This is a genomic window from Achromobacter sp. 1011811831 (assembly GCF_059760905.1).
This window is the reverse complement of sequence record NZ_JCBANG010000077.1, coordinates 22,063-33,034: the sequence shown is the minus strand read 5'-3', so window position 1 is coordinate 33,034 and position 10,972 is coordinate 22,063. Positions and strand designations below refer to the sequence as shown.

Here is a 10,972-nt window from a genome sequence, read left to right as displayed (position 1 = left end):
TTATTTTTTTTTTTCAAACAAGAAGACGCCATACGAATTTCCATGTTGCGTCTCGTGGGCTGGGAGATGTGTAAAAGAGCCAGGCCGCGAGCGCGGCGAGGGGACGAGAAATGATAGGGGGGGCCCGTTGTCGCGGCTGCCGGGGCCGTTGTCGCGGCGCCGGCGCGGTGTGCGTCAGCGATTCACAGCGGCTGGCCGGCAGCCGCCTGCCGCAGGCAGGCGCGCCGCCGCGTCACGGCCAGCACGATGGCCGCCACCGCCAGCGCGAGGATGACCGCGCCATACGCGTCGGCCGCGGCCAGCAGGCCGGCGCGCTGCGCCATGTAGCCCGCGATCATGGTCGGCACGCTGTTGGCCAGATAGCTTTCGACATAGAACGCGCCCATCAGGCCGGCGCGCTCGTGCGGCTCGGCCAGCGGCAGCACGGTGCGCACCGCGCCCAGGAAGGTGGCGCCGAAACCCAGGCCGGCGACGATGGAGCCGGCCAGCAGCAGGGCGGGGTAGCCGGCGTTGGCGGCGATCAGGATCAGCAGCAGTCCGGACGCCAGCGCGATTTCCCCGGACAACAGGGTGCGGAAGGTGCCGACCCGGCGCAGCGCGACCAGGGCGATGGCGACGGCGCCGCTCAGCGTCAGCGCGGTCACGGCGAAACCGCCGAGCCAGGGCGAGCGGGCCTGGGTGGCCGAGACGATCAGCGACGGCATCAGCGACAGGTAGAAGCCGCCCAGCATCCATACCGCGACATTGGCGGGCGTGACGCCGAGCAGCGCCTTGCGGGCCTGCGGCGGCACGGTGATGCGGGGACGCAGGCTGGCCCAGGCGCCGTCGCGGCGCGTCGCGGTCTCGGGCACGCGCCACAGCAGCGCCAGCGCCAGCAGGAAGAGCGCGAGCAGCAGCGCGTAGACGGTATGCAGCGGATCGGGCGCGTGCACCAGCAGCGCCGTGCTGCCCAGCGCGCCGGCCGCCATGCCGATCATGGGCGAGATGCCGTTGATCAGCGCGCCGCGCTCGCGGTGCAGGTCCAGCAGCGCGGCGCCCACCGAGGCCGTCGCAAGCCCCGTGGCCGCGCCTTGCAGCAGGCGCGCGCCGACCAGCCAGCCGGGGCCCGAGGCCAGCAGGAAACCGCACATGGCCACGCTCTGCAACAGCAGCGCCAGCGCGATCACCGGACGCCGGCCGATGTGATCGGACAGCCGGCCGGCGGTCAGCAGCGCCGTCAGCAGGGCCAGTGCGTAGGCGCCAAAGACGACGGTGAGCAGGGTGGCGCTGAATCCCCATTCCTGCTGGTAGACGCGGTATAGCGGCGTGGGCGCCGCCGAGGCCGCCAGGAAGGACATCAGGACAAAGGCGTGGAAGGCGGTGGCGCCGCGGCGCGACAGCTTGCCCGGCTGGATCACGGGGCAGGCCAGGGAGTCGGATGAGGGCGTGGACATGGTGCGTCTTTAAATGCAAAATATTTGCTTTAGTGAGAATACAAGATCGCAAACACTAACGCAATTATTTTGCTTTAGTGGATTGGCGCATAAGCATATCCATGACGGCAGGACCAGGCATGACCGACAAATCAGGGCCGCGCCCCGGCGGGCGCAGCGCGCGCGTGCAGGCCGCGGTGCACCAGGCGGTGCGCGAATTGCAACGGGAACAGGGCCGCGATGGGCTGACGGTGCCCGCGGTGGCGGCGCGCGCAGGCGTGACCCCGTCGACCATCTACCGACGCTGGGGCGACCTGTCGCAGTTGCTGGCTGACGTGGCGGTGGAGCAGCTGCAGCCCGAGCAGGCGCCGCCGGACACCGGTTCGTTCTACGGCGACCTGCTGGCCTGGCTGGAACAGTACTTTGACGAAATGGCCTCGGTGCCGGGGCGGGCGCTGCTGCGCGATGTGCTGGGCACGCCGGGCCACGAAGGGGCGGGCAAGTGCGACGGATTCACGCGCCAGCAGATCGAGGCGATCCGCGAGCGCGCCATCGGCCGGGGCGAGCAGGCCGCCGAGGCGGAGCAGATCATCACGCGCGTGGTGGCGCCACTGATGTACGGCGTGCTGTTCGCGAACCAGGCGCCGAGCGCCGCCAGGATGCTGGCGCTGGTCCGGGAAGTGGAGGCCGCCAGGCGCGCCGGCGCGGCGTGAATCCGCGCGCCACGATCCGTGCTAAATTAGAAAACGTTCATTTCCATTTTTGGGATCCCATGCCCGATCGCCCGACCGATACCGCCAGCGCGTCCCGCGCCAGGGGCCGGCCGCGCGAGTTCGACATGGAACAGGCGCTGGACCGGGCCGTGGACGTGTTCAGCCAGCGCGGCTATCACGGCACCTCCATCGGCGACCTGGCGCGCGGCACCGAGCTGGCGCAGGGCAGCCTGTACAAGGCGTTCAAGGACAAGCACGCGCTGTTCCTGGCGGCGCTGGACCACTACCGCGCGCGCCGCGTCGAAGGCATGGCGCGGGCCATCGGCGCCGGCGGCAGCGGGCGCGAACGGCTGCGCAGGCTGCTGGCGTTTTACGCGGAATCGTCGCAAGGCCGGCAGGGCCGGCAAGGCTGCCTGGTGGTCGAGAGCGCGGCGGAGCTGTCGTTCTTCGACGAGGACGTGGCCGAACGCGTGACCACGGCGCTGGGGCGCAACGAGGCGCTGCTGGCCGGCCTGATCCGGGAAGGGCAGGAAGACGGCTCGCTGGCCGCGCATATTGATCCGGAAGACGCGGCCCGCATGCTGTTGTGCCTGGTGCAAGGCATGCGCGTGGTCGGCAAGACGGGCCGCCGGCGGCAGGACATGCTGGCGGTGGTGGACACGGCGCTCAAGGCGCTGGAATGACAGGCCGCCGGGGTGGTCCCGCCGGCTTTTTTTTGCCAATTTAGGAAATGAATATTTCCAATTAAGGAGCATCAACCATGAAGACGATCGCTTTCCTGGGCCTGGGCACGATGGGCCTGCCGATGGCCGCGAACCTGCTGCGCGCGGGTTATGCCGTGCGCGCCTGGAACCGTTCGCCCGCGCCGCTCGGGAAACTGGCGGCGCTGGGCGCGCTGGCGGCGGCCAGCCCGGCCGAGGCCGCCGCGGGCGCCGATGCGCTGGTTTCCATGCTGGCCGACGACGCGGCCACGCGTTATGCGGTGCTGGAGGCCGGCGCGCTGGCCGCGCTGGCCCCCGGCGCGGTGCACGTCAACATGGCCACCGTGTCGGTGGCGCTGGCGGCCGAGCTGGCGCGGCTGCATGGCGAGCGTGGCGTGGCCTATGTGGCGGCGCCGGTGCTGGGCCGGGTCAACGTGGCCGAGGCCGGCCAGCTCAATATCCTGGCGGCCGGCGAGGCGCGGGCGCTGCTGGCGGTGCAGCCGCTGTTCGACGCGATGGGCCGCAAGACCTGGTACTTCGGCGAGCGCCCCGAGCAGGCCAACGCCGCCAAGCTGGCGGTGAACTTCATGATCGGCAGCGCCATCGGCGCCATGAGCGAAGCCGTTGCCCTGGTGCGCGGCTACGACGTGGACAAGGCGGCCTTCCTGGAGATGGCCACGTCGACCGCGTTCGCCGCGCCGGTGTATCAAGGCTACGGGCAGGCCATCGCCGAAGAGCGCTTCGAGCCGGCTGGATTCAAGCTGGCGCTGGGCCTGAAGGACCTGCGCCTGGCGCAGGAAGCGGCCGAGCAGGTGCACGTGCCGCTGCAACTGGCCGGCGTGCTGCGCGATGCCCACATCGAAAGCCTGGCGCGCGGCGAGGGCCAGCTGGACTGGGCCGCCCTGTCGCGCACGCCGGCGCGGCGGGCCGGGCTGGAGTAAGGCGTCGGGGCGAGCCGCTCCTGATCAGGCGGGCGCCGCGAGCGCCTGCCGCCGCCATCGCGGCAAATCACAAGTGATCTTCCTGTCCCCCGCGGCGCCGCGTGCGCCGTGGGCGTCGCATACTGGCTGTCCGGTCGCCATACGGCCATGTTGAGCCGCCGGCGCGGTTGCCGGTAATTCTGTCCTAGTTCATTGCAGACATGCCGTTGCGACAGTGATTGTTCGAGGTTGTCTATTGACAACCTTGTGGGTGGTTTTCGATAATGGAGGCGCTTGATGACCAGGTCTTTGCATCCGAAGAAAGAAGTCGAGGCGGCGCTCAGGCATGCCGAAACGCATGGCTGGCGCGTGACGGTGGGCGGGGCCCATGCCTGGGGCAAGATCTGTTGCCCCAGGCGGCACGACGAATGCCGTTGCGGCGAGTTCTGCATCACCAGCGTCTGGAGCACGCCCAGGGATCCGGGCAATCATGCGCGCGCCTTGCGGCGCGTGGTCGACAACTGCACCGCGCACGGCGGCTGACGCGCCGCGCGCCGAGGAACAGCGATGGAATACATCTTCACCCTGAAATACCAGCTGGGCAGGGATGTCGAGGACATGGACGCCGTCATCGAGCGCCTGGGCGAAGCCGGCTGCGACGACGCGCTGGCGGGTATCGGCCTGCCGGGCCGCCTGGCGCTGGAATTCACGCGCGAGGCGCCCAGCGCCGAGGCCGCGGTCGGCAGCGCGCTGGACGATGTGCGCCGCGCCTTGCCCGACGCCCGCCTGATCGAGGCCGCGCCGGACCTGGTCGGCCTGACGGATGTGGCCGAGATCGCCGGCGTGTCGCGGCAGGCCATGCGCAAGCTGATGCTGGCGCATCCGGGCAGCTTCCCGGTGCCGGTGCATGAAGGCACCACGTCCCTGTGGCACCTGGCCGACCTGCTGGAGTGGCTGCGCGCCCGGGGCAACGCCGCCTGGCCGCCCGCGCTGGCGGAAGTGGCGCGGGCCGCCTTGCAGGTCAACCTGGCCAAGGAAAGGCGCCGGGCCTCCGCCTGAGGCGCCGTTCAGGGTGCGTCGTGCAACAGCAGGTCCAGGCCGACGCGCTCGCCGTCGCGCACGCGGCTGATGGCGTGCTTGAGATTGACGCGGTAGTAGCCGGCGCTGCCCCTGAACGGCCGTTGCCCCGCGCCGATGATGGCGGCGTCGCCGATGCCCAGCGGCAGCACAATGGGGCGCGATTGCATGCGCGGACGTTGCTCCGTCATGACGAATTCGCCGCCGGTGAAATCCCGTCCGGGCTCGGACAGCAAGGCCACGACCTGCAGCGGAAAGACGCAATCGCCGTCGACGTGCTGATGCAGGCCCATCTCGTCTCCCTGGCGCAGCCGTTGCAGGCGCGACAGCGGCCGCGTCTGGCCAGCGGCGCGGTTCTGCGCCAGGAAGGCCGGCAGTTCGGCCGGATAGCGCAGCGGGTCGTCCAGGATCTGCTGCCAGCGGTTGGCAATCGGCGCCAGATGGCGATAGAACGCCTCGCGCCATGGCATCCAGGCCGCTGGCGCCGAGGGGGCGTGTCCGAACAGTTCGCCATTGTCCGCGCCCGCGCTGGCGTGCGCGGTGGGCGCCGTGGCTGGCGCGGCGTTCGCCAGCTCGCGCGCCTGTGCCGGCGTCAGCAGTCCCGGCAGCAGCGCGTGGCCTTCCACGTCCAGTTCATGGGCGATGGCGGTCCAGTCCCTGCCGTCCAGCATGGCGACGATGCCGGTCATGGCTGCGCATCCCCGGCCGATGCTCGGGCGGTATCGCCCGGCGGCTGCACGCCCTGGGCCGGCAGCCGCCACAGATACCACGCGGCGACGGTGCGGTGCGGGCGCCAGGCCATCCCGATGTCGCGCATCTGGCGTGGCGTGGGCGTCTTGTCCAGGCCCTTCAGGCGGCGATAGCCTTCGCGCACGCCATAGTCGTCGACCGGCAGGATGTCGGACCGCTCCAGCGTGTAGATCAGGAACATCTCGACTGTCCATCGGCCCACGCCGCGCAGCGGCGTCAGGCGCGCGATCAACTCGTCGTCGGACAGCCGCAAGGCGTCGGCGCGGCTCGGGACCACGCCGTCCGCGGCCGCCTGCGCGATGCCGCGGATGGCGGCCAGCTTGCTGGCCGACAGCCCGCAGGCGCGCTGTTGCTGTTCATCGGTGGCGAGCAGCGCTTGCGGGCTGGGGAAGTCCGCGTCGGGGTACAGCGCCAGCAAGCGCGCCAGGATGGCTTCGGCGGCGCGGGCGTGCAGCTGTTGGTGGGCGATGGCGCGCACCAGCGCCTCATACGGTTCGCGGCCCGGCTTGGCTTCGTGGCGGCAGGGACCGACGGCCGCGACATGGCGCGCCCAGTCGGCGTCCAGGCCGGCCAGGAAATCGGCGGCGCGCCGGTAAGCGCGGGGAGACAGGTCGGCGGGGATGGCGGCGCGCGGCATCAGCGTCCTTGTTGCGGGTTCATCACGGAAGGGATCCTGGCAGTCTTTTTAACGCATGCGCGCCGGGCCGGGCAGGGGTCAACGCGCATCATGAAAAATCAGACCCACGGTATGGCGCGAACCGCCGAGCACGCGGCTCACGCCATGGCGCATGGCGACCTTGCGCGTGCCGCCGCGCTTGCCCGGAGCCGGCCGGTGATTGACCGTGAAGACCAGCGCGTCGCCCTGGTCCAGCGCGATGACCTCGGCGCGCTGGCCGCTGGAGGCGGTTTCCGTCATGACGAATTCGCCGCCGCTGAAGTCCCGGCCGGGCCGCGACAGCAGGATGGCCACCTGCAAGGGAAAGACCCGCTCGCCGTACAGGTCCTGGTGCAGGCAGTTGTAGTCGCCTGCCCCATATTGCAGGATGAGCGGCGTGGGCCGATTCTGGCCGGCCGCATGGCATTGCGCCAGGAACGCGTCGTGCGTGGCGGGAAACCGTTGCGGATCGCCGAGCAGTTGGTTCCAGCGGTTGGCGATGGGCGCCAGGCGCGGATACAGCGCCTGGCGCAGCGCTTGCAGCAGCGGCGGCAGCGGGTAGGAAAAGTACTTGTACTCGCCCCGCCCGAAGCCGTGGCGCGCCATCACGATACGGCTGCGGTAGCCGTCCGGCGAGGCGTATCCGGCTGCCAGGGCCGCGCATTGCGCGGGGTCCAGCAAGCCGGGCAGCCGCGCATTGCCGCGCGCGTCGAGCGAGCGCGCGATGGCGTCCCAATCGTGGCGGTCCAGGTCCGGCGCCATGGCGCAGGCCTCCGGCATCATCGTCCGCGCTCGCCGGCGAGCAGCGCGCGCTTGCGTTCGACGCCCCAGCGATAGCCGGACAGCGCGCCGTCGCCGCGCACCACGCGATGGCAGGGAATGGCCACGGCCAGCACGTTGGCGGCGCAGGCGCCGGCCACGGCGCGCGAGGCGTCGGGCGCGCCGAGCTGGCGCGCGAGCTCGCCGTAGCTGCGGGTCTGGCCGGCCGGGATGGCGGCGAGCGCCTGCCACACCTGCTGCTGGAAGGCGGTGCCGCCCACGTCCAGCGCCAGCGGCGCATCGGCGTTGCCGTGGTCGATATAGGCGGCGATGGCGGTCAGCTCCGGTTGCAGCGATCGCGGATCCGCATGCAGCGTCGCACCGGGAAACGCGGCGGCCAGCTCGGCGCGCAGCGCGTCCGGATCCACGCCCAGCAGGATGGCGCAGATGCCCAGCTCCGTCTTGCCGGCCAGGATCATGCCCAGCGTGGTCTGGCCGATGGCGTAGCGGATCGGCCCTTGCGGCGCGCTGCCGGGCGCGCGATAGCGGCAGGTGAATGCGGCGTCTTGGCGGATCATGGCGGGTCTCCTTAAAGGTGGACAGTGAGGCAAGTGTAGGCAGGCCGGTCGCGTACGCCACTCCGGTCCTTGCTGGGCGGTCCGCGTAGGGGCTTGTCACTGCCGCTGTCGCGCCGTCGCCGGCTCGTTCCCGGCGGACAGGTCGCGCGCGGGCTTGGCCCGCCGCAGCAGCAGCGCCAGCCCGGCCAGGTTCAGCGCCGCGCCCGCCAGCCAGGGCCAGCCGTTCCAACCCTGGCCGGGCGCGGCATAGAGGGCGGTGACGCACAGCGGGCCGATGACGGAGGTCAGGCCCGCCAGGGAGGCCAGCGATCCTTGCAACTGCCCCTGGCGCGAAGCGCCGGCCTGCTGCGACAGCAGCGCCTGCAACGCGGGCACGACCAGGCCGCCCAGCGCCAGCGGCAGCAGGATCGGAAATGCCATCCAGCCCTGCGTCGCGCAGGCGATCAGCACGTAGCCGCAGCCATCGGCCAGCAAGCCCAGCATGGCGCTGCCGCGCTCGCCGAAACGCCGGGTGGCGGGGCCGGGCAGCAGGGCCTGAGCCAGCGCATGCAGCACGCCGAAGGCCGCCAGGGACAGGCCGACCATGGCGGCGTCCCAGCGGAAGCGGTCTTCGCCGTACAGCACCCACAAGGATCCTGGTACCTGGCCGGCGATCTGCGCAAGCACATAGGCCAGCAGCAGCGCCGGCACCGCCGGCAGGCCGCGAGCCCAGCGCAGGGCGCCCAGTGGATTGAGCGCGTGGAGCGCGTGAGCCGGGCGGATGCCGGCGGCGGGGGCTGTTGCGGCGGATGCGGTTGCGTCGGACGCGGGCCGCGATTCCGGCAGGAAGCGCCAGGCCATGAGGCAATTGAGCGCGTTCAGCGCGGCGGCGACGGCGAAGGGCGCATGCGGCGACCATTGGCCCGCCAGGCCGCCGATGACCGGCCCGGCGATCAGCCCCAGGCCCATGCAGGCGCTCAGGTAGCCGTAGCGCCGGGCGCGGTCCTCGCCGCGCGAGATGTCGGCGATGCAGGAGCTGGCGACCGCGCCGGTCGCGCCGGTCAGGCCGGCGACGGCGCGGCCCAGGTACAGCACCCACAGCGCCGGCGCGACCGCCATCACCGCGTAGTCCAGCGCGGCGCCGGCCAGCGAGGCCAGCAGCACCGGGCGGCGCCCGTGGCGGTCGGACAGCGCGCCCAGCAGCGGCGCGCACAGGAACTGCATCAGGGCATACAGCGCCAGCAGCACGCCGTAGTGGCGGGCGACCTGATCGGCGCCAGCCAGCGCGCGCAGCAGGCCGGGCAGCACCGGCATGATCAGGCCGATGCCGGCGGCATCCAGCGCGACGGTCGTCAGGATGACGAACAGGGCTTTGTCGGATTTCATTGAAAATTTATCAGCGATAAATTTGCGTATGAAAATCTATCAGTGATAAATTGTCAAGCCTGGAATTCAGTGAACGGACCCATCTGCCGACGCGGACGCACAGCGGCATCCGCGCCGACGGATGGGTCGATACAGAGGAAGCCGCGTGACCAAACTCAGCCGCGAAACCGTGATCCGCGCCGCGCTGGACCTGCTCAACGAGGTCGGCGTGGACGGCCTGAGCACGCGCCGCCTGGCCGAGCGCCTGGGCGTGCAGCAGCCCGCGCTGTACTGGCATTTCAAGAACAAGCGCGAACTGCTGGATGCGCTTTCCCGGCAGATGCTGGTCGAACGCCACACTCGCGGCATTCCGCAGCCGGGCGAGCACTGGCGCGCGTTCCTGCACGACAACGCCATGAGCTTCCGGCGCGGCCTGCTGGCCTATCGCGATGGTGCGCGCATTCACGCGGGCACGCGGCCGGACGGGCCGCAGGCCGGCGCGGTGGAGGCGCAGCTGCGCCTGCTGCGGGACGCCGGGTTTGCGCCGGACGCCAGCGTGCATGCGCTGCTGGCGGTCAGCCAGTACACGGTGGGCGCGGTGCTGGAGCAGCAGGCGGCACAGGACGGCGCGGGGCAGGGCATGACCCGGCAGGACCTGCCGCAGGACGCGCCGCTGCTGCGCGCCGCCATGGATATACTCGAAGGCGGCGGCCCGGACCAGGCGTTCGAACAGGGCCTGGCCCTGTTGCTGGACGGGCTGGCCTGCCGCCTGGAGCAGGGCGGCGCGCGCCCGCCTGCTCGCCGGAACTCCAAGGGAAACACGCAATGATCGACCACGCCACGCTGCTTACCTATCTCGCCGTGCTGACCGGCTTCGTGCTGATTCCCGGCCCCGCCGTGCTGCTGACGCTGGCGCGGGCGGCCACCTCGGGCACGCGCGTGGGCATGGCGACCGGACTCGGCATCGCGGCCGGCGACCTGATCCATACCTGCATGGCGGTGCTGGGGCTGTCGGCCATCCTGATGACGTCCGCTTTCCTGTTCAACGTGGTCAAGTACGCCGGCGCGGCCTATCTGGTCTACCTGGGCGTGCGCGCCTTCCTCGAACGGGCCGACCTGCCCGACCTGGCGCCGGCCGCGCGCGTCGACGCGCGCACGGCATTCCGGCAGGCGATCCTGGCCGAGGTGCTGAACCCCAAGTCGGCGCTGTTCTTCCTGGCCTTCCTGCCGCAGTTCGTGCGTCCGCAGAACGGTCCCGTGGCCTTGCAGCTGGCCACGCTGGGCGTGCTGTTCGTGCTGATGGGCGCCTTGAGCACGGGGCTGGTGGCGCTATGCGCCGGCCGCGTCGGCCGCTTCCTGCGCCGCCATCCGGCGATCTGGCGCTGGCAGGGCAAGGCGGTCGGCACGGTCTATTGCGCGCTGGGCGTGCGCATGGCGATGCAGCAGCGCTAGTGCGCTGTCCCGCAGATGCGTCCACACGATATCCACCCTTGGCCGCCATGACGGTTCTCGACCTCAAACCCGTGCGACTGGGCGCCGCGCTGCGGCGCTGGCGCCTGTTGAACCGGATCAAGCAGACGCATGCCGCCGAGCTGTTCGGCGTGGCGCAGTCCACGATTTCCCGCTGGGAAAGCGGCGCGCAGGAGATGGAGCCGGCCGAGCGCGCGCAGGTCGAGCGCCGGCTGTCCGCCAGGCTGGACGCGGCGGCGGACCGGGCGCTGGCCCGATTGGTCGCTGCCAGCCCGTCGCCGATGCATCTGGTCTGCGACCTGAGCCATGCGCTGCTGGCCTGCTCGCCGTCGCGCGCCGCCGAGTTCGGCGCGCCCTTGTCCGGGCTGATGGGGCGTTCGCTGTGGCGCTACGCCACGCCGGAAATCCAGCGCATGGAGGCGGCGCTGGAAACCAGGGGCTGGCGCGAGACGCAGGCCCCGCCCGCCATCGAGTTCGGCACCGGCGCCAATGGCTCGGACGAGGTGCCGATCCGCCAGGGCGCCTGTCGCTGGACGCGCATCGTGCTGGCGGACGGCTCGGCGGCGCGGCTGGTCGAGACGCTTTGACGCGGC

General features: G+C 71.1%; 14 protein-coding genes. 8 read left to right on the top strand and 6 right to left on the bottom strand.

Features of this window, described 5'->3' with window-relative positions; genetic code table 11:
• Positions 1–182: 182 nt before the first annotated feature.
• Positions 183–1,433, bottom strand: coding sequence for an MFS transporter (locus tag AC6LJ9_RS23710; protein ID WP_498149451.1), 1,251 nt, complete (start codon positions 1,431–1,433; stop codon positions 183–185).
• Positions 1,434–1,552: 119 nt separating this feature from the next.
• On the opposite strand from AC6LJ9_RS23710, the gene AC6LJ9_RS23705 reads away from it, so the two are divergent.
• The 5 genes from AC6LJ9_RS23705 to AC6LJ9_RS23685 all read left to right on the top strand — a co-directional run bounded on the left by AC6LJ9_RS23705 (position 1,553) and on the right by AC6LJ9_RS23685 (position 4,805).
• Positions 1,553–2,125: a TetR/AcrR family transcriptional regulator gene (locus AC6LJ9_RS23705; RefSeq protein WP_498149450.1), complete on the top strand. Its 573-nt coding sequence runs from the start codon at positions 1,553–1,555 to the stop codon at positions 2,123–2,125.
• A gap of 59 nt (positions 2,126–2,184) precedes the next feature.
• Positions 2,185–2,808, top strand: coding sequence for a TetR/AcrR family transcriptional regulator (locus tag AC6LJ9_RS23700; protein ID WP_212315652.1), 624 nt, complete (start codon positions 2,185–2,187; stop codon positions 2,806–2,808).
• A 77-nt stretch (positions 2,809–2,885) separates the two neighbouring features.
• A complete protein-coding gene (locus AC6LJ9_RS23695; RefSeq protein ID WP_498149449.1) occupies positions 2,886–3,767 on the top strand; it encodes an NAD(P)-dependent oxidoreductase in 882 nt (293 codons plus the stop codon).
• A gap of 276 nt (positions 3,768–4,043) precedes the next feature.
• Positions 4,044–4,289: a hypothetical protein gene (locus AC6LJ9_RS23690; protein WP_498149448.1), complete on the top strand. Its 246-nt coding sequence runs from the start codon at positions 4,044–4,046 to the stop codon at positions 4,287–4,289.
• Between the two features lie 24 nt (positions 4,290–4,313).
• Positions 4,314–4,805: a helix-turn-helix transcriptional regulator gene (locus AC6LJ9_RS23685; protein WP_498149447.1), complete on the top strand. Its 492-nt coding sequence runs from the start codon at positions 4,314–4,316 to the stop codon at positions 4,803–4,805.
• An 8-nt stretch (positions 4,806–4,813) separates the two neighbouring features.
• Here the strand turns inward: AC6LJ9_RS23685 and AC6LJ9_RS23680 are convergent, their stop codons facing one another.
• The 5 genes from AC6LJ9_RS23680 to tet all read right to left on the bottom strand — a co-directional run bounded on the left by AC6LJ9_RS23680 (position 4,814) and on the right by tet (position 8,930).
• Positions 4,814–5,512, bottom strand: coding sequence for a 2OG-Fe(II) oxygenase (locus tag AC6LJ9_RS23680; RefSeq protein WP_498149446.1), 699 nt, complete (start codon positions 5,510–5,512; stop codon positions 4,814–4,816).
• Complete coding sequence (locus tag AC6LJ9_RS23675) at positions 5,509–6,210, bottom strand: DNA-3-methyladenine glycosylase family protein (protein WP_498149445.1); 702 nt, start codon at positions 6,208–6,210, stop codon at positions 5,509–5,511. The genes AC6LJ9_RS23680 and AC6LJ9_RS23675 overlap by 4 nt, the downstream gene beginning before the upstream one ends.
• Positions 6,211–6,288: 78 nt before the next feature.
• Positions 6,289–6,990 carry a 2OG-Fe(II) oxygenase gene (locus AC6LJ9_RS23670; protein ID WP_498149444.1) on the bottom strand — a complete coding sequence of 234 codons (702 nt, stop codon included), beginning with the start codon at positions 6,988–6,990 and terminating at the stop codon, positions 6,289–6,291.
• 17 nt (positions 6,991–7,007) lie between these two features.
• A complete protein-coding gene (locus tag AC6LJ9_RS23665; protein WP_498149443.1) occupies positions 7,008–7,565 on the bottom strand; it encodes a methylated-DNA--[protein]-cysteine S-methyltransferase in 558 nt (185 codons plus the stop codon).
• A gap of 96 nt (positions 7,566–7,661) precedes the next feature.
• Positions 7,662–8,930: a Tet(A)/Tet(B)/Tet(C) family tetracycline efflux MFS transporter gene (tet, locus tag AC6LJ9_RS23660; RefSeq protein ID WP_498149442.1), complete on the bottom strand. Its 1,269-nt coding sequence runs from the start codon at positions 8,928–8,930 to the stop codon at positions 7,662–7,664.
• 145 nt (positions 8,931–9,075) lie between these two features.
• On the opposite strand from tet, the gene tetR reads away from it, so the two are divergent.
• Genes tetR through AC6LJ9_RS23645 form a run of 3 tightly spaced genes read left to right on the top strand, consistent with a single transcriptional unit; the run spans position 9,076 to position 10,966 of the window.
• A complete protein-coding gene (gene tetR, locus AC6LJ9_RS23655) occupies positions 9,076–9,738 on the top strand; it encodes a tetracycline resistance transcriptional repressor TetR (protein ID WP_498149441.1) in 663 nt (220 codons plus the stop codon).
• Complete coding sequence (locus AC6LJ9_RS23650) at positions 9,735–10,361, top strand: LysE family translocator (protein WP_498149440.1); 627 nt, start codon at positions 9,735–9,737, stop codon at positions 10,359–10,361. Before tetR ends, AC6LJ9_RS23650 begins: the two co-directional genes overlap by 4 nt.
• A 47-nt stretch (positions 10,362–10,408) precedes the next feature.
• The gene (locus AC6LJ9_RS23645; RefSeq protein WP_498149439.1) at positions 10,409–10,966 is read left to right on the top strand and encodes a helix-turn-helix domain-containing protein; all 558 of its coding nucleotides are present in this window, start codon (positions 10,409–10,411) and stop codon (positions 10,964–10,966) included.
• Positions 10,967–10,972: the final 6 nt, after the last annotated feature.